General features: G+C 70.9%; 25 protein-coding genes. 15 read left to right on the forward strand and 10 right to left on the reverse strand.

Features of this window, described 5'->3' with window-relative positions; all coding sequences use genetic code 11:
• Positions 1-79 precede the first annotated feature (79 nt).
• A complete protein-coding gene (locus tag EJC51_RS31670) occupies positions 80-838 on the forward strand; it encodes an LOG family protein (RefSeq protein ID WP_126274197.1) in 759 nt (252 codons plus the stop codon).
• Between the two features lie 15 nt (positions 839-853).
• Here EJC51_RS31670 and folP read toward each other — a convergent pair whose 3' ends face one another.
• A complete protein-coding gene (gene folP / locus EJC51_RS31675; RefSeq protein ID WP_126274198.1) occupies positions 854-1714 on the reverse strand; it encodes a dihydropteroate synthase in 861 nt (286 codons plus the stop codon).
• A gap of 141 nt (positions 1715-1855) precedes the next feature.
• Between folP and EJC51_RS31680 the strand changes: the two genes are divergently transcribed.
• On the forward strand, positions 1856-2230 hold the full coding sequence (locus EJC51_RS31680; RefSeq protein ID WP_126274199.1) for a DivIVA domain-containing protein: 375 nt from the start codon (positions 1856-1858) through the stop codon (positions 2228-2230).
• On the forward strand, positions 2227-2808 hold the full coding sequence (locus tag EJC51_RS31685; protein ID WP_126274200.1) for a DNA-3-methyladenine glycosylase I: 582 nt from the start codon (positions 2227-2229) through the stop codon (positions 2806-2808). The genes EJC51_RS31680 and EJC51_RS31685 overlap by 4 nt, the downstream gene beginning before the upstream one ends.
• Positions 2809-2814: 6 nt before the next feature.
• On the opposite strand, the gene chcB is transcribed toward EJC51_RS31685, so the two are convergent.
• Positions 2815-3606: a 2-cyclohexenylcarbonyl CoA isomerase gene (gene chcB / locus EJC51_RS31690; RefSeq protein WP_126274201.1), complete on the reverse strand. Its 792-nt coding sequence runs from the start codon at positions 3604-3606 to the stop codon at positions 2815-2817.
• Between the two features lie 53 nt (positions 3607-3659).
• Between chcB and EJC51_RS47885 the strand changes: the two genes are divergently transcribed.
• Together EJC51_RS47885 and EJC51_RS31695 are read left to right on the forward strand one after the other, a co-directional pair.
• Positions 3660-3824, forward strand: a complete 165-nt coding sequence (locus EJC51_RS47885) for a hypothetical protein (RefSeq protein WP_165951180.1) — start codon at positions 3660-3662, stop codon at positions 3822-3824.
• A gap of 145 nt (positions 3825-3969) precedes the next feature.
• A complete protein-coding gene (locus EJC51_RS31695) occupies positions 3970-4137 on the forward strand; it encodes a DUF3117 domain-containing protein (protein WP_003966491.1) in 168 nt (55 codons plus the stop codon).
• A 92-nt stretch (positions 4138-4229) separates the two neighbouring features.
• Here EJC51_RS31695 and EJC51_RS31700 read toward each other — a convergent pair whose 3' ends face one another.
• Positions 4230-4862: an O-methyltransferase gene (locus tag EJC51_RS31700; protein ID WP_126274203.1), complete on the reverse strand. Its 633-nt coding sequence runs from the start codon at positions 4860-4862 to the stop codon at positions 4230-4232.
• A gap of 313 nt (positions 4863-5175) precedes the next feature.
• On the opposite strand from EJC51_RS31700, the gene sigE reads away from it, so the two are divergent.
• From sigE to EJC51_RS31725, 5 genes are all read left to right on the forward strand, one after another.
• Positions 5176-5874 (forward strand): RNA polymerase sigma factor SigE, encoded by a 699-nt coding sequence (gene sigE, locus EJC51_RS31705; protein ID WP_079310366.1) that lies wholly within the window; start codon positions 5176-5178, stop codon positions 5872-5874.
• Positions 5871-6836: an anti-sigma factor family protein gene (locus EJC51_RS31710; RefSeq protein WP_126274204.1), complete on the forward strand. Its 966-nt coding sequence runs from the start codon at positions 5871-5873 to the stop codon at positions 6834-6836. The genes sigE and EJC51_RS31710 overlap by 4 nt, the downstream gene beginning before the upstream one ends.
• Before the next feature lie 158 nt (positions 6837-6994).
• Positions 6995-9019, forward strand: a complete 2025-nt coding sequence (locus EJC51_RS31715) for a S1C family serine protease (RefSeq protein WP_126274205.1) — start codon at positions 6995-6997, stop codon at positions 9017-9019.
• 156 nt (positions 9020-9175) lie between these two features.
• On the forward strand, positions 9176-9622 hold the full coding sequence (locus tag EJC51_RS31720) for a sec-independent translocase (RefSeq protein WP_126274206.1): 447 nt from the start codon (positions 9176-9178) through the stop codon (positions 9620-9622).
• A gap of 251 nt (positions 9623-9873) precedes the next feature.
• Positions 9874-10530 (forward strand): hypothetical protein, encoded by a 657-nt coding sequence (locus EJC51_RS31725; protein ID WP_059192492.1) that lies wholly within the window; start codon positions 9874-9876, stop codon positions 10528-10530.
• A gap of 61 nt (positions 10531-10591) precedes the next feature.
• Here EJC51_RS31725 and EJC51_RS31730 read toward each other — a convergent pair whose 3' ends face one another.
• Genes EJC51_RS31730 through EJC51_RS31740 form a run of 3 tightly spaced genes read right to left on the reverse strand, consistent with a single transcriptional unit; the run spans position 10592 to position 13633 of the window.
• Positions 10592-11725: an Mrp/NBP35 family ATP-binding protein gene (locus EJC51_RS31730; protein WP_097274549.1), complete on the reverse strand. Its 1134-nt coding sequence runs from the start codon at positions 11723-11725 to the stop codon at positions 10592-10594.
• A gap of 41 nt (positions 11726-11766) precedes the next feature.
• Positions 11767-12351, reverse strand: coding sequence for a DUF1003 domain-containing protein (locus EJC51_RS31735; protein ID WP_059192490.1), 585 nt, complete (start codon positions 12349-12351; stop codon positions 11767-11769).
• Complete coding sequence (locus EJC51_RS31740) at positions 12341-13633, reverse strand: magnesium transporter MgtE N-terminal domain-containing protein (RefSeq protein WP_126274207.1); 1293 nt, start codon at positions 13631-13633, stop codon at positions 12341-12343. The genes EJC51_RS31735 and EJC51_RS31740 overlap by 11 nt, the downstream gene beginning before the upstream one ends.
• Before the next feature lie 187 nt (positions 13634-13820).
• Here EJC51_RS31740 and EJC51_RS31745 point away from each other — a divergent pair, with 187 nt between their 5' ends.
• On the forward strand, positions 13821-14579 hold the full coding sequence (locus EJC51_RS31745) for a hypothetical protein (RefSeq protein ID WP_126274208.1): 759 nt from the start codon (positions 13821-13823) through the stop codon (positions 14577-14579).
• A gap of 5 nt (positions 14580-14584) precedes the next feature.
• On the opposite strand, the gene EJC51_RS31750 is transcribed toward EJC51_RS31745, so the two are convergent.
• Both EJC51_RS31750 and EJC51_RS31755 read right to left on the reverse strand, forming a co-directional pair.
• A complete protein-coding gene (locus EJC51_RS31750; protein ID WP_126274209.1) occupies positions 14585-15097 on the reverse strand; it encodes a hypothetical protein in 513 nt (170 codons plus the stop codon).
• 23 nt (positions 15098-15120) lie between these two features.
• Positions 15121-16248 carry a magnesium and cobalt transport protein CorA gene (locus EJC51_RS31755; RefSeq protein ID WP_126274210.1) on the reverse strand — a complete coding sequence of 376 codons (1128 nt, stop codon included), beginning with the start codon at positions 16246-16248 and terminating at the stop codon, positions 15121-15123.
• A 508-nt stretch (positions 16249-16756) separates the two neighbouring features.
• Between EJC51_RS31755 and EJC51_RS31760 the strand changes: the two genes are divergently transcribed.
• A complete protein-coding gene (locus EJC51_RS31760) occupies positions 16757-17341 on the forward strand; it encodes a suppressor of fused domain protein (RefSeq protein WP_126274211.1) in 585 nt (194 codons plus the stop codon).
• Positions 17342-17393: 52 nt separating this feature from the next.
• Here the strand turns inward: EJC51_RS31760 and EJC51_RS31765 are convergent, their stop codons facing one another.
• On the reverse strand, positions 17394-18617 hold the full coding sequence (locus EJC51_RS31765) for an MFS transporter (RefSeq protein WP_126274212.1): 1224 nt from the start codon (positions 18615-18617) through the stop codon (positions 17394-17396).
• Positions 18618-18787: 170 nt separating this feature from the next.
• Here EJC51_RS31765 and EJC51_RS31770 point away from each other — a divergent pair, with 170 nt between their 5' ends.
• The 3 genes from EJC51_RS31770 (at position 18788) to EJC51_RS31780 (ending at position 21056) form a co-directional block, all read left to right on the forward strand.
• Positions 18788-19429, forward strand: a complete 642-nt coding sequence (locus EJC51_RS31770) for a DUF6758 family protein (protein WP_059192484.1) — start codon at positions 18788-18790, stop codon at positions 19427-19429.
• Positions 19430-19537: 108 nt separating this feature from the next.
• Entirely contained in the window at positions 19538-20395 is an 858-nt protein-coding gene (locus EJC51_RS31775) for a PHP domain-containing protein (protein ID WP_126274213.1), read from the forward strand.
• Between the two features lie 55 nt (positions 20396-20450).
• Positions 20451-21056, forward strand: coding sequence for a MarC family protein (locus tag EJC51_RS31780; RefSeq protein ID WP_097268717.1), 606 nt, complete (start codon positions 20451-20453; stop codon positions 21054-21056).
• Between the two features lie 122 nt (positions 21057-21178).
• On the opposite strand, the gene EJC51_RS31785 is transcribed toward EJC51_RS31780, so the two are convergent.
• Positions 21179-21331: a hypothetical protein gene (locus EJC51_RS31785; RefSeq protein WP_007384531.1), complete on the reverse strand. Its 153-nt coding sequence runs from the start codon at positions 21329-21331 to the stop codon at positions 21179-21181.
• Positions 21332-21389: the final 58 nt, after the last annotated feature.

Below are 21389 nucleotides of genomic sequence, written 5' to 3' on the forward strand. Positions count from 1 at the left end.
GGACACGCACATGTCCCCCCTCCGTAACCCGCGTAGATCTAGGCTGAAGCAGAACTACCCGCTAGCGGAGGGAGCGCACATGGCTACCGGCAACCCCGAGGGGAAGAAGCAGCCACCGTCGGAGCAGCGCCTGGGACCCGTCCTCCGAAGGCGTGGACAGGTCACGGCCAGCACCACCGACCAGCGGCTCCTGGACGCGGGCGGCCCCTCCGACTGGGTCCACACCGACCCCTGGCGGGTCCTGCGCATCCAGTCGGAGTTCATCGAGGGCTTCGGCACGCTCGCCGAACTCCCGCCCGCGATCAGCGTGTTCGGCTCCGCGCGGACCCCGGCGGACTCCCCGGAGTACGAGGCGGGCGTGCAGCTCGGCCGAGGCCTGGTCGAGGCCGGCTTCGCGGTGATCACGGGCGGCGGTCCAGGGGCGATGGAGGCGGCCAACAAGGGCGCCTGCGAGGCGAACGGCATCTCGGTGGGCCTCGGCATCGAGCTGCCCTTCGAGCAGGGCCTGAACCCGTACGTCGACATCGGCCTGAACTTCCGGTACTTCTTCGTCCGCAAGATGATGTTCGTGAAGTACGCGCAGGGCTTCGTGGTCCTGCCCGGCGGCCTCGGCACCCTCGACGAGCTCTTCGAGGCCCTCACCCTCGTCCAGACCCAGAAGGTCACCCGCTTCCCGATCGTCCTGTTCGGCAGCGCCTACTGGGGCGGCCTCGTGGACTGGCTGAAGAACACCCTGATCGCCCAGGGCAAGGCCTCCGAGAAGGACCTCCTGCTGTTCCACGTCACGGACGACGTGGACGAGGCGGTGGCGCTGGTGTCGAAGGAGGCGGGCCGCTAGGGCCGGTCCGGCGGATCAGGCCAGTCCCCGGCGGGCGACCGCCGGGGGCCGGTGGCCCGCGATCGACGCCACCATGTCCAGCACCTGACGGGTCTCGGCGACCTCGTGCACGCGGTAGACCTGCGCCCCGAGCCACGCCGAGACCGCCGTCGTCGCGAGCGTCCCGACGACCCGCTCCTTCACCGGCTTGTCCAGCGTCTCGCCGACGAAGTCCTTGTTCGACAGGGACACCAGCACCGGCCACCCCGTCTCCACCATCTCCCCGAGCCGCCGCGTCGCCTCGAGACCGTGCCGCGTGTTCTTCCCGAAGTCGTGCCCCGGATCGATCATCACCGACTCCCGCGGCACCCCCAGCGCCACAGCCCGCTCGGCCAGCCCCACGGTCACCCGCAGGATGTCGGCCATGACGTCGTCGTACGTCACCCGATGCGGCCGCGTACGAGGCTCGGCCCCGCCCGCGTGCGTGCACACCAGACCCACCCCGTACCGCGCGGCCACCTCCGCGAGCCCCGGATCGACCCCGCCCCACGCGTCGTTCAGCACATCCGCGCCCGCCTCGCACACGGCCTCACCGACCGACGCCCGCCAGGTGTCCACGCTGATGACGACGTCGGGGAACCGCCGCCGCACCTCCGCCACGAACCCGACCGTCCGCCGCGCCTCCTCCTCGGCGGACACCTCTTCGCCCGGCCCGGCCTTGACCCCGCCGATGTCGATGATCGCGGCACCCTCGGCCACCGCCTGCTCCACGCGCGCGAGGGCCGGCTCGTCCCGGAAGGTCGCGCCCTGGTCGTAGAAGGAGTCCGGGGTCCGGTTCACGATCGCCATGATCACCGGCTCGTGCGGTTCGAATTCCCGCCTGCCCAGCCTGAGCATCCCCTGTGACCTCTCCTAGTACGTCCTGGCAAGTCGTCGGCCCGCGGCCGCCTGCGACCCTAACTGTCAGACTCGCATGGCACGATCGGACTCTGACACATTCGAGTCCGACACTTTCACCGAGCGTGGGGGCCCACAGCGATGGTTATGTTCTTGTTCCTCGTCGTCGCGCTCGCCGTCGTGGTCGCCGCGGTGACGCTCGCCGTGGTGGGCGGCGGCGAGACGGGCCCGCTCCCGGAGGCCGCCCCGGAGCGCCTCCAGGACCCCCTGCCGTACGACCGCCCGGTCCACCGCGCCGACGTGGAGGCCCTCCGCTTCCCGCTCGCCGCGCGCGGCTACCGCATGGCCGACGTGGACGACGCCCTCGGCCGCCTCGGCGCCGAGCTCGCCGAGCGCGACGCGCGCATCGCCGACCTGGAGTCGGCCCTGGCCGGCGCCCAGGCCGCCGCCCACGGCACGCATGCCTCGCATGCCTCCCACGTCTCCATGGAGAAGCCCGCTCAGGAGGACCAGTGAGCGACGGAAGCGCCCTCGCCGGCCCGGACGGCCGTCTGCGCTGCCCCTGGGGCGTCTCCACCGAGGACTACCTCGCCTACCACGACGAGGAGTGGGGCCGCCCGGTCCACGGCGACGACGCCCTCTACGAGCGCCTCTGCCTGGAGGCCTTCCAGTCCGGCCTCTCGTGGATCACGATCCTGCGCCGCCGGGAGGGCTTCCGCGCGGCCTTCGCGGGCTTCGAGATCGCCAAGGTGGCGGCGTTCACGGACACCGACCGCGACCGCCTCCTCCTGGACGAGGGCATCATCCGCAACCGCGCCAAGATCGACGCGACCCTCGCCAACGCGCGCGTACTGGCCGAGTGGGCCCCGGGCGAGCTCGACGAGTTCATCTGGTCCCACGCCCCGAAGACGCCGGGCCCGGCTCCCCGGACGGTGGGAGACGTCCCGGCGATCACCCCGGAGTCGACGGCCCTGTCGAAGGCCCTGAAGAAGAAGGGCTTGCGCTTCGTGGGGCCGACGACGGCGTACGCCCTGATGCAGGCGTGCGGTCTGGTGAACGATCACCTGGCCGACTGCTCGGCCAGGCGGAGCTGAGCCCCCTCAGCGTCCCAGGTACTTGGGCTGCTCCTTGTTCACGAACGCCCGCACCGCGATCGCATGGTCCTCCGACGCCCCCGCCCGCGTCTGGAGCTCGTCCTCCTTCTCCAGCGTCTCCGCCAGAGAGTGCGAGAACCCGTAGGCGACGGACTCCTTGATCGCCGCGTACGCCACGGTCGGCCCCTCGGCCAGCGCCCGCGCCACCTTCTCGGCCTCGGCGTGCAGCTCACCCGCCGGGACCAGCCGGTTCGCGATGCCCAGCTCGTACGCCTCCTGGGCCTTGATCGTCCGCGGGAAGAGCAGCAGGTCGGCGGCGCGCCCGGGGCCCACCACCCGCGGCAGGGTCCACGAGATCCCGGAGTCCGCCGTCAGCGCGACGCCCGCGAACGAGGTGTTGAACCCGGCCGTGTCCGCGACCACCCGGTAGTCCGCCGCGAGCGCCAGGCCGAACCCGGCCCCGGCCGCGACGCCGTTCACCCCGGCCACCACCGGCTTGGGCATCTCCGTCAGGGCGCGCACGACCGGGTTGTAGTGCTCCTTGACCGTGCTCATGACGGAGGTCGAGCCGTCCGCGAGCAGCCCGATGTGCTCCTTGAGGTCCTGCCCCACACAGAACGCTCGGTCCCCGGCGGAGGTCAGCAGCACGGCCCGTACGGCGTCGTCACCGGCCGCGGCCTGGACCGCGTCCCGCAGCGCGACCTTCGTCGCGATGTTCAGCGCGTTCATCGCCTCGGGCCGGTTGATGGTGATCGTCGCGAGTCCGTCGCTCACCTCGTAGAGCACGGTGTCGGCCATGATGCGTCCCCTCCTGCGTCCTTGCGGGTTACTTGCGGGTTCAGTAGGACAGCATGGCGGAGATCACCGCCCAGGGACCGGAACGGACGTGTGACCTGCATCAAAGAATCGGCGACCGAATTCTGTCGCCGAACATGTGCACGGCCGCGCAGTATCGCAGTCACATCGCCGAATTGAGTGGTTTTGCTCGCGCGCGTTGCCCAAGCGATGCCGACTGATGTTGGTCATCGGGTCCTGAGATGCGGGATAATGGCTTGGAAGCAATGTGTTCGATGCCGGTGTCGCGTGCTCACGCACGACACGCGTGCCCTCCCAGGGGCCGTCGGCTTTGACGATGAGCTGGTTTCAGGAAGGGGAACGAGCATGGCGGCCATGAAGCCGCGGACGGGCGATGGCCCGCTCGAGGTGACCAAGGAGGGGCGGGGCATCGTCATGCGCGTTCCGCTCGAAGGCGGCGGTCGGCTCGTCGTCGAGCTGACCCCTGACGAGGCCGACGCGCTCGGCGACGCCCTCAAGAAGGTCGTCGGCTGACGCGGAAGCGACCATACCCTTTCGGTGACCCCGGCATCGCATGCGGTGCCGGGGTCGCTGTTTACCGCCTCAGGGCCGGTACTGCCGCATGACTACCGCTTGACCGCGCACAGCAGCCCGTCACCCACCGGCAGCAGCGACGGCACCAGTTCCGGGCTCTCCCGCACCGCGCGCAGCAGCTCGCGCAGCCGCAGCACCTCGGTCGGCTGCGGACCCGAGTCCACCGTCCGGCCGTGCGCGAAGACCCCCTCGAACACCACGAGGCCCCCCGGTCGCAGCAGGCGCAACGATTCAGCGAGGTAGTCCATGACCTCCTGACGGTCGCCGTCGCAGAAGACGAGGTCGTAGCCGGCGTCCGCGAGCCGGGGCAGGACGTCGAGGGCGCGGCCGGGGATGAAGCGGGCCCGGTTGCTGGCGAAGCCGGAGGCCCGGAAGGCCTGACGGGCGAACTGCTGGTGCTCCGGCTCGGGGTCGACGGTCGTCAGGACGCCGTCGGGGCGCATGCCGTGCAGCAGATGGATGCCGGAGACTCCCGTACCGGTGCCGATCTCGGCGACCGCCTTGGCGTCCACCGAGGCCGCCAGCAACCGCAGTGCCGCACCCGCGCCGGGCGACACCGAGCGCAGCCCTGCCTCACGGGCCCGGTCGCGGGCCCAGAGCAGCACTTCGTCCTCGGCGACGTAGGCGTCGGCGAACGCCCAGCTCGTCTGCCGGTTGCCGGTAATGACCCTCTCCTGTCCCCGTGGTTGCCTGGGCGTGACTGTATCCGTTGGGGCCGGGAACCTGCTGATGGGACCGGGCGTTTAGAGGGGTGGAGACGCACCCGGGGGGACACAGTTGGATCACGACGACGAGCAGGGGCTCGGACAGGGCCCCGAGCGGGCGGTGACGCAGCCGTACGAGCGGTATCAGCCCAGATCAAATTCTCGTAAAACCGCTTATCCGGAGCTAACGGGCGAGGTGGCTATGGTAGGGGCTCCACTGGACACCACCAGAGCCGACAGGGGAGGTGCGGCTGCGCCTGTGGATCGCGGAGGAGTGCTGCGGCGCTTCCTCGGATCGGCGGGTAGGCCGAAATCCGTGAACGACACCGCTGCTGACCCCAGCCACGACGAGTACAGCCAGACCGCGACCTTCTCCACCGACGCGGACGGGCAGGCGTGGACTCCTCCGACGTGGGAGGAGATCGTCAGCACGCACAGCGGCCGGGTCTACCGGCTCGCCTACCGCCTGACGGGCAACCAGCACGACGCGGAGGACCTCACCCAGGAGGTCTTCGTCCGCGTCTTCCGCTCCTTGTCGACCTACACGCCCGGCACCTTCGAGGGCTGGCTGCACCGCATCACCACCAACCTCTTCCTGGACATGGTGCGCCGCAAGCAGCGCATCCGCTTCGACGCCCTCGGCGAGGACGCGGCCGAGCGCCTGCCCAGCCGCGAGCCCTCACCCCAGCAGGTCTTCAACGACGCCCACTTCGACGCGGACGTCCAGCAGGCCCTCGACACCCTGGCGCCCGAGTTCCGCGCCGCGGTCGTGCTGTGCGACATCGAAGGACTGTCGTACGAGGAGATCGCCGCGACCCTCGGCGTCAAGCTCGGCACCGTCCGCTCCCGTATCCACCGCGGCCGTTCCCAGCTGCGCAAGGCCCTCGCGCACCGCTCTCCGGAGGCCCGCAAGGAGCGCCGCTCCTTCGTGCCCCGCGTCGCCGCACTGGGGGGAGGGGGCGCGACCGCGTGAGTGGATCACGGCCCAACCCCGCCAAAGGGCATCTCGCGGAGCAGCATCTGGGAGACCGACTCGCCGCGCTTGTGGACGGCGAGCTCGGTCATGAGACGCGCGAGCGCGTCCTCGCCCACCTGGCCACCTGCGCCAAGTGCAAGGCCGAGGCCGACGCCCAGCGCCGACTGAAGAACGTCTTCGCGGAGGCGGCCCCGCCGCCCCCGTCCGAGAGCTTCCTGGCGCGACTGCAGGGGCTGCCCGGAGGAGGTGGCACGGACGACGGCGCCGGCTCGCCGTTCGGGGGAGGCTTTCCCGACGTCTTCGCCGAACGACCCGGGACCGCCGGAGTCTTCGGAGTGAAGCGCGGCGAGCGCTTCGAGTTCGACTACGTCCCGACCCGCCCGCACGGCTCGGTCCTCCCGGCCGGCATGGACCGCGGCGGCTTCCGCATCCACGACGTCAGTCGGCACGAGGCCGAGCGGACGGCGTCGCGCGGCATGCGCTTCGCGTTCGTCGCCGCCGGTGCGGTGTCGCTGGCCGCGATCGCGCTGGGCGGTGTCACGACCGGCGTCCCGGCCGACACCGACGCGCGCGGTGGCTCGGGCGGCAGCAATGTGACCCCGGCCCGCACCCAGGGCACCGGGGCCGCGACCACGCCGGACAGCCAGCGCCGCCGTGCGGTGGGCCCGCTGCTCGCCGCCGGTCAGTCCCGGATCGACGACACCGGGTCCGCCCCGACCGAGGCCTCCGCCCCGCTCGTACCCGGCGTACCGGCCCAGCCGGTCTCGCGCACGCTCGCGACACCCGTCGTGGCCGGCGCGGCCGTCATGTCCCCGCTGATACGTCCGCTCAGCACCTCTCCCCAGCTGACGCTGACCGCGTGGTCCACCGCACCGGACCTCCCCCCGCCCGCCCTTCTCGCCGCACCCGTCCCCGACGCGACCTCTTCTCCTTCCACCTCCTCCGGCCCCACCCGCTGACCGGCGTCTGCGCGTCGGCCGGTGAACCTGGTTGAATCCAGTCAGAGCCGTGCCGTGTCCTGTCCGGCAGCTCAGGCCGTGTCGTCGAGGCGCTGTGCCTGAGAGGTGTGGGTGAGTGGGGTCCGCCGTGCCGGACGGGCCCTGGCTGTGGGGAGAGCATGAACGAGGGGAAGCCCACGAAGGCGAAGTGGTGGAGCCGTGCGGGTGGCGGTGACGCGGCCCTGCCGGAAGGTGACTACGAGTTGAGGCGACCTCAGGACGCCTCGCCCGTGGACGACTCCGAACGCGGTCTCCCCGAGGGGGACTTCGAACTGCGCTCACCGCAGGACGCACCGGCCGCGCCGGACCGGCATGAGCCGCCGAGCGACGGCGTCTCCGACGTCTCCGGCGACTTCGAACTGGACCGCCCCGCCGAGGCGTCGGCACCAGCCGCAGCCGCAGCCGCAGCCGCAGCCGCAGACACCGACGCCGACGCGGACACCCACGCCGATACCGACGCGCACCCTGCGCCGGCCCCCGCGGCCGAGCCCGAGCGCCCCAAGCCCCTGCACGACCCCGACCCCTACAGCACCCCGCCCTACGGCGAACCCGGCCCCTGGGCCCCCGCCCCACCGGTCCAGCACCCGGCGACGTCCCCGTCCCACGGAACGCCCACGGCGCCCCCGCAGCCCACGTCCGCCACACCTGCACCGCCACACGGCACCGTCCCGGCCCCCGCCCCGGCGCCTGCCCAGCCGCACGGCACCCCCGCGTCGGCCGCGAGCCACGGCCCCACTCCGGCCCCCGCCCCGGCCCCGCACCACAGCGCCACCCCAGGCCCCGCCCCCGCGCCCACCCAGCCCCACGGGACCCCCGCCCCGCACCACCACAGCGCCACCCCCGCCCCGGCCCAGGCCCCCGCCCCGGCCCCTGCTCCCACCCCACCCGGTCCCACCCCACCCCCCACCAACCCGTGGCAGAACTACGACCCCTGGTCCGCCACCCCCACCCCCCTCCAGACCCCCGTCCAGCACCACCTCCAGACCCCCTTCCAGCAGAACGGTGCCGCCGTCCCCTCCAAGGAGCAGCGGCGTAAGCGGGCCAGGAAGGTGCTCGTCGGGGCCGCCGTGCTGCTCGCGCTCGTGTCAGGGGGCGTCGGCGGGGTCGTGGGGGCGTATCTGGAGCGCAACGGCGGCGTGGGGGACGTAGAGCTGCCGCAGGCCGCGGCGGAGCCTGCCGGGCGGGCTCCGGACAGCGTGGCCGGGATCGCGGCGCGGGCGCTGCCCAGCGTGGTCACGCTGCATGTGACCGGCAGCGAGGAGTCCGGCACCGGCACCGGATTCGTGCTCGACGACCGGGGCCACATCCTCACCAACAACCACGTCGTCGAACCCGCCGGCGGCGACGGCGAGATAACGGTGACCTTCCACAGCGGGGACACCGCCAAGGCCACCGTCGTCGGCCGGGACAGCGGCTACGACCTCGCCGTGGTCAAGGTCAGCGGTGTCAGCGGGCTCACCCCCCTGACGCTCGGCAACTCCGACAACGTCCAGGTCGGCGACCCCGTCGTCGCCATCGGCGCCCCCTACGACCTGGAGGGCACCGTCACCTCCGGTATCATCAGCGCCAAGGAGCGGCCCATCACGGCCGGCGGCGAGAGCGGCGACGGCAGCGACGTGTCCTACGTCGACGCGTTGCAGACCGACGCGCCCATCAACCCCGGCAACTCCGGCGGGCCGCTGCTCGACTCCAAGGCCCGGGTGATCGGCATCAACTCCGCCATCCGCTCCGCCGACAGCGGCTCCGACGAGAGCGGCGGCCAGGCGGGTTCCATCGGCCTCGGCTTCGCCATCCCGGTCAACCAGGCCAAGCGCGTCGCCGAGGAACTGATCAACACGGGCAAGGCCACCCACCCGGTGATCGGCGTCACCCTCGACATGGACTACTCCGGCGACGGCGCCCGCGTCGGCACCAAGGGCAACGGCGGCGGCGCCGCGGTCACCGCGGGCGGCCCCGGCGACAAGGCCGGCATCGAGGCGGGCGACGTCATCACCGAGGTCGACGGCCAGCGCGTCCACTCCGGCGAGGAACTCATCGTCAAGACCCGCGCCCACCGCCCGGGCGACCGGCTGGAGCTCACCGTGGAGCGCGGCGGCAAAGAACTGACCATCTCCCTGGTGCTCGGCTCCTCGGACGGCGATTGACGGAAACCTCATAGTCACGCCCGGAAACCCCGTCCCACATGGCAAACAACCCACAAAACCGCTCATGCGCGTGCACTCGGGGGGCTCGGGACAGTACCGGTCGTACCGGATCGCCGGGTACCGTGGACCCGGCCCGGACATCGCAAGGAGCTTCAGGTGTTCAATGACATAGGACCGCTCGAGCTGGTGACGCTCGTTGTCCTCGCCGTGCTCGTCTTCGGTCCGGACAAGCTCCCGAAGCTCATCCAGGACGTCACGCGGACCATTCGCAAGATCCGCGAGTTCTCGGAGAGCGCCAAGCAGGACATCCGCTCGGAGCTCGGTCCCGAGTTCAAGGACTTCGAGTTCGAGGACCTGAACCCCAAGACGTTCATCCGCAAGCAGCTGGACAACGACGAGCTGGGGCTCAAGGAGATCCGCAACGGCTTCGACCTGAAGAAGGAGATGGCCGAGGTCACGGACGCGGTCCACGGCCGCGACTCGGACTCCTCCTCTTCGGCCTCGTCCTCGTCCTCAGGGTCCTCCGGCGGCCGGATCGACATGACCAAGAAGGACGACGACGGCAAGGACGACCGGCCGGTCTTCGACGCGGACGCCACCTGAGCCACGCCACCCCGCACCTCCCGGAGCCGCACGTCAGTGATGTGCGGCTCTGTCGTGTGTGATGCGTTTCATACCCGTGTGCGGGCGTGCCCGGCCTGAACCGGACCTTCGGACGCCCCGCGCACCCGGCGGTTTCGCTGCTGGTCCCGATGGGGTGGCTATGCTGCCGAGTTGTTGTGCGGACCGGACGAGTCGCCCGAAGGGGGGCGGGCCGTCCCGGTCCGACGAGGAACGAGGAGGCGTCCGGGCACATGGAGACGACGAGTCAGGCAGTCGCGCAGGCGCCGGCCACGGAGGGCGGACAACAGGTCCCCTCCGCCCGGCGCACGGTCGACGGCTACCTGCAGGCGCCCTTCCCGTGGTACGGCCTCGACGAGGCCTTCACGGGGCCGCGGTGGCTGATGCAGGTCGGAACGGCGGCCGACGGTGCCGTCGAGCACGGTTCGATCGGGCACGGTGACGAGCCCTCCGTACGCAACGAAGCCTCGGAGGACAAGGAGAAGTTCGCGGTGGTGGTCACCGTCGCGGCCAATCCGTCCCGCAGGAGCGCCGACGGCACGGGCCTGCTGGAGGCCACGTCGGTCTCGTCGGCGGCGTGGCTCGCGGGCGTGGGGCTGCTGTCCTTCACCTGGCCCGGCTCGATGGACCACTCCCTGCGTGACGACTGGCTGGACCAGCAGACCGAGACGGCGTGGGCGCTGGCCGACGACCTCGACGGCTCCGACTGGTCGACGCTGTCGCTCCCCGTGGACGGCGTGCCCACGCCCTTCCACTACCGGGAGTCCGAGTTCGGCTGGGTGCTCGCCGGCTCGACCCCGGAGGGCGTGCACGTGGGGGCGTACGGAAGAGGCATGAGCGCGTACGGGCTCGGCTTCGCCATGATCAAGGACATCGGCGAGTACGCGTAGCGGTACGACGACGGGGGCGCCCACTCTCCTGGTGGGCGCCCCCGTCGTCGTAGGCGAAGAGCTAGAACTTGTTGCGCGGGGTGATCCCCAGGGACAGGCCCGCGAGGCCGCGCTGGCGGCCGCCGAGCTTGCCCGCGATGTCGCGCAGGGCCTTGCCCGCCGGGGAGTCCGGGTCGCTCAGGACGACCGGCTTGCCCTCGTCGCCGCCCTCGCGCAGACGGACGTCGATCGGGATGGCGCCGAGGACCGGGACCGTGGCACCCGTGGTGCGGGTCAGGCCGTCGGCGACCGTCTGGCCGCCGCCGGTGCCGAAGACGTCGACCATCTCGTCGCAGTGCGGGCACGGCAGGCCCGACATGTTCTCGACCACGCCGACGATCTTCTGGTGGGTCTGGACGGCGATGGAGCCGGCGCGCTCGGCGACCTCGGCCGCCGCCTGCTGCGGGGTCGTCACGACCAGGATCTCGGCGTTCGGGACCAGCTGGGCCACGGAGATCGCGATGTCACCGGTGCCCGGCGGGAGGTCGAGGAGCAGGACGTCCAGGTCGCCCCAGTACACGTCCGCGAGGAACTGCTGGAGCGCGCGGTGCAGCATCGGGCCGCGCCACACGACCGGGGCGTTGCCCGGGGTGAACATGCCGATGGAGATGACCTTCACGCCGTTCGCCGACGGCGGCATGATCATGTTCTCGACCTGGGTGGGTCGCCCGTCGGCGCCCAGCATGCGCGGCACCGAGTGGCCGTAGATGTCGGCGTCGACCACACCGACCTTCAGACCGTCGGCCGCCATCGCCGCCGCCAGGTTCACCGTCACCGAGGACTTGCCGACGCCGCCCTTGCCGGAGGCGACCGCGTACACGCGCGTGAGCGAGCCGGGCTTGGCGAAGGGGACCTCGCGCTCGGTCTGGCCGCCGCGCAGGGCCGTCGCCAGCTCCTTGCGCTGCTCGTCGCTCATCACGTCGAGCGTGACGTCGACACGGGTGACGCCGTCGACGGCCGCGACCGCGTCCGTCACGCGCTGCGTGATCGTCTCGCGCATCGGGCAACCCGAGACCGTCAGGTACACGGTGACCGCGACCGCCCCGTCCGCGCCGATGTCGACCGACTTGACCATCCCGAGTTCCGTGATGGGGCGGTTGATCTCGGGGTCGTTCACCGTCGCCAGTGCCTCGCGCACCGCGTCTTCGCTAGCCATAAGGACGATGGTACGGCTGAACACAGGGGCCCTGGATAGCCCTAGCGGTCGTCTGCGTCACGTCCCGCTGACCGTTCTGCCGGGAATACACCGTGCCCGTCCTGTCTCTCCTCCAGCTCCTTCACCAGGTCCTGGAGTTCGGAGCGGATCCAGTCGCGGGTCGCGACCTCGCCGAGGCCGATGCGCAGGGCGGCGATCTCCCGGGTCAGATACTCGGTGTCGGCGATGGACCGCTCGTTCTGCTTGCGGTCCTGTTCGAGGTTGACGCGGTCTCGGTCGTCCTGCCGGTTCTGCGCGAGCAGGATGAGAGGCGCCGCATAGGAAGCCTGGAGCGACAGCATCAGGGTGAGGAAGATGAAGGGGTAGTTGTCGAAGCGCAGGTCGCCGGGGGCGAACACGTTCCACAGCACCCACGCGATGATGACGACCGTCATCCAGACGATGAACCGGCCCGTGCCGAGGAAGCGTGCGATGCGCTCCGACAGCCGCCCGAAGGCCTCCGGGTCCCACTCGGGCAGCAGCCGGCGCCGCGGCGGCCGGGGCTGGTCCAGGCGGGTGCGCGGGCGGGTGGTGGCGGTGGCGCCGCTGGGGGTGCGCTCGCGGGCGGTCTCGCGCTCAGGAGCCATGAGCTGCCACCCCGCCCTCTTCGTCCTCGTCCAGATGGAACTCCGTCTCCCGCCAGTCCTCGGGGAGCATGTGGTCCAGTACGTCGTCCACGGTGACCGCCCCCAGCAGCGACCCGGCCTCGTCGACCACGGGCGCCGCGACCATGTCGTACGTCGCGAAGAACCCGGCGACGAGCGGCAGCGCCGCGTCCGGGTCCAGCGGCTGGAGGTCGTCGTCGATGATCGCGCTGACCAGGGTGTACGGCGGGTCCCGCAGCAGCCGCTGGAAGTGGACGGTGCCCAGGTATTTGCCGGTCGGCGTCTCGTCGGGCGGGCGGCAGACGTAGACCTGGGCGGCGAGCGCGGGGGAGAGGTCGGGGTTGCGCACGCGCGCGAGGGCGTCGGCGACGGTGGCGTCGGGCCGCAGCACGATCGGCTCGGTCGTCATCAGACCGCCCGCGGTGTGCTCCTCGTAGGACATCAGGCGCCGCATGTCGGCCGCGTCGGCGGGCTGCATCAGGCTCAGCAGCCGCTCCTGGTCCTCCGTCGGCAGCTCGCCGAGCAGGTCGGCCGCGTCGTCCGGGTCCATGGCCTCCAGCACGTCGGCCGCCCGCTCCTCCTTGAGCTTGCCGAGGATCTCGATCTGGTCGTCCTCCGGCAGCTCCTCGAGCACGTCGGCCAGCCGGTCGTCGTCGAGGGCGGCGGCGACCTCGGCGCGCCGCTTGGGGGAGAGGTGGTGCAGGACGTTGGCGAGGTCGGCGGGGCGCAGCTGCTCGAAGGTGGCCAGCAGGCTCTCGGCGCCCTGTCCGTGCTCCTCCAGGGAGAAGCCGGTGACGGCGGACCACTCGACGGTCAGCGACTCGCCCTTGCGCCGGAACGCGCCGCCCTTGCCGCCCTTGCGGACGAAGACCTTGTCGATCTCCCAGTCCCGGCGGGCCGGCAGCTGCTGCACGGACACGTCCAGGACGGTCACCTCCTCGCGGGTCTCGACGAGGGTGACGCGCCGGTCGAGGAGCTCGCCGAAGACCAGACGCTCGGTGGGCCGCTGTTCGAAGCGGCGGACGTTGAGCACGCCGGTGGTGATGACCTGGCCGGACTCGATGCTGGTCACCCGGGTCATGGGCAGGAAGATGCGGCGCCGCGTGGACAGTTCCACGACCAGGCCGAGCACGCGCGGCGGTCTGCGGCCCACGCGCAGCATGACGACGAGGTCGCGCACCCGGCCGACCTGGTCGCCGTTGGGATCGAACACGGCGACGCCGGAGAGGTGCGAGACGAAGATCCTGGGGGCGCCCCCTGCCATCGCCGTGCCTCCTTTCCCTGTGGATTGATCCGTGTGAATTGTCCGTCAAGTGGGCTTCAGGCTAGCCCGTCCCGATGAGGGACGCCCTGGTGGGCGGTGCGGACGGACTGGCTCCGCTCGGCCCGCCGGGCCCCGGTACTCTGCCGTACGCCGCTTGATGGCCCCTCGTCGGAAAGGCGCCCCACCTGTGACTGCGATTCCCCAGGTCCGTACCCGCCGGACGGGACTCAGGGGCGCGGTGTGCGCCCTGGTCGTGACGGGCACGGTCCTGACGGGGTGCGGTAGTGACGACCCCGACGCGGGTACCAACGGCGTCGGCAAGCTGCCGGCCGACCAGATCCAGACGAAGACCAAGGCCGCCGCCGAGTCCGCGGACACGGTGCGTCTCTCCGGAACCGTGGTTACCAGCGGGCGCACTTACAAACTCGACATGCAGCTGAAGGCGGACGGCGGCACCGGGTCGGTCACCGCCGAGGGCGCCACCTTCAAGCTGCTGCGGATCGGGGAGAAGCTCTTCCTCAAGGCCGACGCCGGGTTCTGGAGCCATGAGGACGGCGAGGGCGACGACAAGGGCTCGGACACGGCCGCCGCCGACAAGCTCGACGGCAAGTTCGTGAAGGTGCCTCAGGGCGACCCGTCGTACAAGAAGTTCAGCGGCTTCACCGACAAGGACGTCCTGCTGTCGAGCCTGCTGACGCTGCACGGCGACCTCGCCACCGACGGCCACCACGAGCAGTCGGGTATCCGCACGATCCGGATCACGGGCGACGACGGCGCCGGCGGCACCCTGGACGTCTCCCTGGAGGGCAAGCCGTACCCGCTCCGCCTGGAACGCGCGGGCGGCGCCGGCACACTGACCTTCTCCGGCTGGGGCAAGCCCTTCGAGCTGGCGGCGCCGGCGAAGGACGAGACGGTGGACTACGGCAAGCAGCTGCCGACGTCCTGACCCGGCTACTTCCGGCGGCGCCGCTTCAGCAGCAGCTTCGGCAGAGCGGCGGGGATCGGCCGGCGGGTCGTCGCGGACGTCGGCACCGGCGGCCCGGCCAGGTCGCCGTCGGGCAGCGGCGCGGTCGCCCCGGTCGGCTCCAGGCGCAGCACCCGGCACTCCCGCCCCCAGCGCTCCGGCATCGCCTCCCCGTCGGGCGCGTTGAGGCGCTTGCCCTTGAGCTCGGCGACGGCCGCCGCCCAGGCCTCCGACCCGGACGGCAGCTCCACGACCTTCGCCGTCCAGGAGACCAGCCGCCCGCCCTTGTCCTTGCTGCGGACCGTGACCTCGGCCGCACCGCCGTCCGTCAGCCCCGGCAGCGGCTGCTCGCCCGGCCCGTCGCCGACCAGACACGCGGCACCCTCGTGCCACACGTGCCACAGCGCCCGGGCGGGGCCCTCGGGACCCCTGACCCAGATGAGGCCGGACTTCTTCGTGGCCTCCTCGACGAGGGCCTGGTCGAGCAGCTCGCTAGTCATGGGGGCAGCCTATCCAGGCACCCTCACAGCCAGCCGTTGCGCTTCAGGGTGCGGTGGATGCCGAGGCAGATGACACCGGTGATCATCATGATCACGGGGTAGCCGTACTTCCAGTGCGTCTCGGGCATGTAGTCGAAGTTCATGCCGTACACGCCACACACCATCGTCGGTACGGCGATGATGGCCGCCCACGAGGTGATCTTCCGCATGTCCTCGTTCTGCGCGACGGACGCCTGCGCGAGGTTGGCCTGGAGGATCGAGTTGAGGAGCTCGTCGAAGCCGATGACCTGCTCCTGCACGCGGGCGAGGTGGTCGGCGACGTCCCGGAAGTACTTCTGGATGTCGGGGTCGATCAGCCGCATCGGCCGCTCGCTCAGCAGCTGCATGGGCCGCAGCAGCGGCGACACCGCCCGCTTGAACTCCAGCACCTCACGCTTGAGCTGGTAGATCCGGCCGGCGTCCGAGCCGCGCGGGGAGCCCTTGCGGCCCGGCGAGAACACGTCCGTCTCGACCTCGTCGATGTCGTCCTGCACGGCGTCGGCGACCGCGATGTAGCCGTCGACGACGTGGTCGGCGATCGCGTGCAGCACCGCGGAGGGGCCCTTGGCGAGCAGCTCCGGGTCGTCCTGGAGGCGGTGGCGCAGCGCCCGCAGCGAACCCTGGCCGCCGTGCCGGACGGTGATGAAGAAGTCCCGTCCGGTGAAGCACATGACCTCGCCGGTCTCGACGACCTCGCTGTTGGCGGTGAGGCGGTCGTGCTCGACGTAGTGGATGGTCTTGAAGACGGTGAACAGGGAGTCGTCGTAGCGCTCCAGCTTCGGCCGCTGGTGCGCCTGGACGGCGTCCTCGACGGCCAGCGGGTGCAGCCCGAACTCGCTCGCGATACCGGCGAATTCGGCCTCGGTCGGCTCGTGCAGACCGATCCAGACGAAGCCGCCGTCGCGGCGCACCTGACGCATCGCCTCGTGCGGCGTCAGCGGCAGGGGCGTCTCGACGCGGGCGCCGTCGCGGTAGACGGCGCAGTCGACGACGGCCGAGGGGGTGCCGGGGTCGCGGGTGGTGTCGTACGCCCCGCCGTCCATGCGCACGCCCTTGCGGAGCGAGGGACGGGACGGGCGGACGACGGCGCGCAGGTCGCGGATCATCGACATGGCAGGCTCCTTCGCGACAGGCAACGAAAGGCCGCTTCAACGGGTGGAACTGCCCGGAATGGGGACGTCCGAACGGCAGATGTTTGGCACGTCCACAAAGCGGGGAGCACCGCACCATTGCGGTGGCAGGCTTCGTTGCTGATACAGATGCTGATTTCGAATCAGACAGATCAGGCAGATCTAGACGAAGTGCTCTTCCGATGAAGACGCGAGCGCGACGAGAGGCGGCGGTGAGCCGGGGACCCGGATCAGCTACATCAGCGGGCGGAAGAGCGAGTGGTACTGCACGGGTGACTTCGATCCATGACAGCCCCACCTCCTCCGGCCGGTCCCTCGTAAGGGACGTTCATTCCCCGTAGGGGAGTTCCCCTCGCAGGGGATTTTCATGGCGTCGGGACTCGATCGCGACGCTTCTGCGTGCTGCCCCGAACGACCGGGCAAGAGTATCAGCCGACTGAAGTGTCAAGGCGCTGCTTTGCCCGGTACTGACGAGTTCTATGCTCGCGGCATGGCTGATGTTCTTCCTCTGGTCGAGGCCCGGTTGCGTACCGCGCTCGGCGAGCCGGACGCCCGCGCGGCGGTCACCTTCCTGGGCACGGACCGCATCGAGGTGCTCCGCTTCCACGAGGGCGACATCGTCCGCTACGCCACGCTCGGCATGTCCGCGGCGCCGATGGGCGACCCCACCGCGATGCTGGCCGACCCGGTCAAGGGCCCCCGCGCCGAGCTGTTCCTGTCGGTCCGCGCGGGCCTCGCCGACACCGACAAGGTGCTCCGCGCGCTCGCCGTCCTCGCCGCGTCGCCGCAGGTCGAGGGCGTGATCGTGGCCCCCGGCGCGTCCCTCGACGTGGGTGAACCGCTGTGGCCCGGCGCCCCGTTCACCTCGGTCCTGGTGGCCGAGCCGGGCGGCCTGGTCGAGGACCTGGAGCTGGACGAGCCCATGGACCCGGTCCAGTTCCTGCCCCTCCTGCCCATGACCCCGAACGAGGCCGCCTGGAAGCGGGTGCACGGTGCCCAGGCCCTCCAGGAGCGCTGGCTGACGAACGGGACGGACCTCAGGGACCCGTCCCGGAAGTCCGTCCCGCTGGAGTGAGCGTGGGGTGAGCGCGGGGTGAGCAAGCTCACCAAGTGGTGGCCGGAAACCGTCAGTTGACGAAGACCGCCACACCGTCCTCTGTGGCGTGCTTCGACTCCAGCTCTTCCACCTCATGAGTCAGCGCGGTCCGTCGTACGACGACCACGGCGGCGCCCACGAGCGCGGTGACCGCCGCCACCACGAACGGCATGTGGATGTCGGTCCACTCCTCGATCCGCGGTGCGAAGTAGGGGGCCGCGGCGGCCGCGAACCAGCGCACGAAGTTGTAGCCGGCGCTGGCGACCGGACGCGGGGCGTCCGACACACCCAGGGCCAACTCGGTGTAGACGGTGTTGTTCACGCCGATGAACGCGCCGGACAGGATCGTGCAGACGATCGCGGTGGTGTGACTGCCGTAGCCGAGGACGAGCACGTCCGCCGCGAGCAGCACCAGCGAGCCGCCGAGCACCTTCAGCGAACCGAACCGCGCCTGCAATCGCGGCGCCACGATCACGGAGAACACCGCGAGCAGCACACCCCAGGCGAAGAACACGGCACCCGATTTGTACGGCGTCATGTTCAGCACGAACGGGGTGAAGGCCAGCACGGTGAAGAACGTGTAGTTGTAGAAGAACGCCGAGGCGGCGGCGGAGGCCAGGCCGCCGTGGCCGAGCGCCTTCACGGGGTCGAGCAGCGAGGTCTTCCGGGCCGGCTTCGGCTGTTCCTTCAGGAACACCGTGATGCACAGGAAGCCGACCGCCATCAGGAAGGCCGTGCCGAAGAACGGGTACCGCCAGCTGGCGTCCCCGAGCAGTGCGCCCAGCAGCGGACCGCAGGCCATGCCGAGGCCGAGCGCGGACTCGTACAGCAGGATCGCCGCGGCGCTCCCTCCCGCCGCCGCGCCGACGATGACCGCGAGCGCCGTCGAGACGAACAGGGCGTTGCCGAGCCCCCAGCCCGCCCGGAACCCGACGAGCTCGGCGACCGAGCCCGACGTACCGGCGAGACCCGCGAAGACCACCACGAACGCGAGGCCGAGCAGCAGTGTCCTGCGGCCGCCGATCCGGCTGGAGACCCAGCCGGTGATCAGCATCGCGAACGCGGTGATCAGGAAGTACGAGGTGAAGAGCAGCGAGACCTGACCGGCGGTGGCGTCGAGACCCTGGGCGATGGAGGGCAGGATCGGGTCGACGAGTCCGATGCCCATGAAGGCGACGACGGAGGCGCCGGCCGTGGCCCAGACCGCCTTGGGCTGTCGCAGGAGGCTGCCCGCTCCCGCGTCGAGGGCGTCCATGGTTTCTCTCTTTCCGGTGAGAACGGCTGTCGAGATGGTTGCTGTATGCACATAGTAAGTTAGGGCAGCTAATTAATGCAAGCTACATCTACTTTCGTACGGTGAACGGTTCAGCCCGGACGGGTGATCGTCCTTGACGTGGCGGGGCAGGGGTAGGACCGTGGGGCCCTATGAGGGGCGAACCCAGTTGCCCGAAGTGTGGTGGCCGGGTCAGGGCTCCCGGACTCTTCGCCGATTCCTGGCAGTGCGACGTGCACGGGACCGTGCACCCGTTGCAGCCCGTGATCCCGCCCAGCGTCGAGGCCCTCGGCGTCGTGGTGCATCGCACGCAGGTGCCGGTGTGGATGCCGTGGCCGCTGCCGGTCGGCTGGCTCTTCACGGGCGTCGGCAGTGCCGGTGACGACCGCAGTGGCGGCCGTGCGACGGCTGTGGCCTGCTCGGGGCCCGGACCGCTCGGCGGTTTCGGCGAGCTGATCCTCGTCGCCGAGGAACTCGGCGTCGGCCTCGGCGCGCGCTACGCGGGCATCGACGGGCCGGACCCGGGGCCGTACATGAGTGTCGAGAAGCCGCCCCAGGCCAAGGTGCTGGCGGCCGGCCGCCCGACCCCGCTGTGGCATGTCTCCGGTACTCCGGACGACCGGGCCGTGTTCGCGGGCGAGGCGCTCGGGCTGTGGCTGTGGGCGGTCGTGTGGCCCGAGCAGTCGGGACTGCTGATGTACGACGAGCTGGTGCTGACGGATCTGCGGGACGCCGGGGCCGAGGTGGAGCTGGTCCCCTGCGGGGCGTTGTCGCCGCGGCTGTTGAAACCCTGAGTGTTTGTGTAGGGGTCGCTATGGGCTTTCGGGTGTGACATGAGGGCTCGGAAATCCGGTTATCCTTGAGCGACCCCTTCCGTACCCTCACCGCCTGGAGTTCGCGTCGTGCGTATCGACCTGCACACCCACTCCACCGCGTCCGACGGTACGGACACCCCGGCCGAGCTGGTGCGCAACGCTGCCGCCGCCGGGCTGGACGTCGTCGCCCTGACCGACCACGACACCACGCGCGGACACGCCGAGGCCATCGCCGCGCTGCCCGAGGGGCTCACGCTCGTCACCGGGGCCGAGCTGTCCTGCCGGATCGACGGCGTCTCCATGCACCTGCTGGCCTACCTCTTCGACCCCGAGGAGCCGGAGCTGCTCGCCGAGCGTGAGCTGGTGCGGGACGACCGGGTGCCGCGAGCGCGCGGAATGGTCACCAAGCTCCAGGCGCTGGGCGTGCCCGTCACCTGGGAGCAGGTCGCGCGGATCGCCGGCGACGGCTCGGTCGGCCGGCCGCACGTCGCGACCGCGCTCGTCGAGCTCGGTGTCGTACCGACCGTCAGCGACGCCTTCACCGAGGACTGGCTGGCCGACGGCGGCCGGGCGTACGTGGAGAAGCACGAGACCGACCCCTTCGAGGCGATCCGGCTGGTCAAGGCCGCCGGCGGAGTCACCGTCTTCGCCCACCCCGGCGCCGACAAGCGCGGCCGTACCGTCCCCGAGTCCGCCATCGCGAAGATGGCCGCGGCCGGGCTCGACGGCATCGAGGTCGACCACATGGACCACGACCCGGAGACCCGGGACCGGCTGCGCGGGCTCGCCGCCGACCTGGGGCTCCTCGTCACCGGCTCCTCGGACTACCACGGCAGCCGCAAGACGGTGACGCTCGGCGAGTTCCGGACCGACCCCGAGGTGTACGGGGAGATCACCCGGCGGGCGACGGGCGCGTTCCCGGTGCCGGGGACCGGCGGGGCCTGAGGGACCGCCCTCGCGCCCACCTGATCCACTTTTCTTTCTTCCGCAAGGCTCACCTGTGTTCGACGCTGCCGTTTTCGGCTCCCTCTTCCTGACCCTGTTCGTCATCATGGATCCCCCGGGGATCACCCCGATCTTCCTCGCCCTGACCGCCGGCCGGCCCGGCAAGGTGCAGAAGCGGATGGCCTTCCAGGCCGTCTGCGTGGCGGGCGGGGTGATCGCGGTCTTCGGCCTCCTCGGCCACCAGATCCTCGACTACCTGCACGTCTCCGTGCCCGCGCTCATGATCGCGGGCGGACTGCTGCTCCTGCTGATCGCCCTGGACCTGCTCACCGGCAAGACCGACGAGCCCAAGCAGACCAAGGACGTCAACGTCGCCCTGGTGCCGCTGGGCATGCCGCTGCTGGCCGGGCCCGGTGCGATCGTGTCCGTGATCCTGGCCGTGCAGAAGGCCGACAGTGTCGCCACGCAGGTGTCGGTGTGGGCGGCGATCCTCGCCATCCATGTCGTGCTGTGGCTGGTCATGCGGTACTCGCTGCTGATCATCCGGGTCATCAAGGACGGCGGGGTCGTCCTGGTGACACGGCTCGCGGGGATGATGCTGTCCGCGATCGCCGTGCAGCAGATCATCAACGGGGTCACGCAGGTGATCCGGGGGAGCTGAGCCGAGCCGAGCCTCGTACGGCTTCGGGTCGACGCTTCGGTCGAACGCTTCGGGTGAAGCCTTCGGGAAGCACAGAGCCCCCGCACGACATCGTTGCCGTGCGGGGGCTCTGAAGCTGGTTGTTATGAGGCCGAGGTGTCGGCCGGGCGAATCCAGAGGCGCTGTCCGATGGCGGCGGCCTGCTGAACGATCCGGTTGACGGAGGCGGCGTCCACGACGGTGCTGTCCACGGGGGTACCGTCGACATCGTCGAGTCGCATGATTTCGAAGCGCATGGGCTTCTCCCTTCGTCTGGTCATCCTCCTGAAGGAGAACAGCTGCGTATGTCTGTAT

The organism is Streptomyces aquilus, from assembly GCF_003955715.1.
GTDB classification, from domain to species: domain Bacteria; phylum Actinomycetota; class Actinomycetes; order Streptomycetales; family Streptomycetaceae; genus Streptomyces; species Streptomyces aquilus.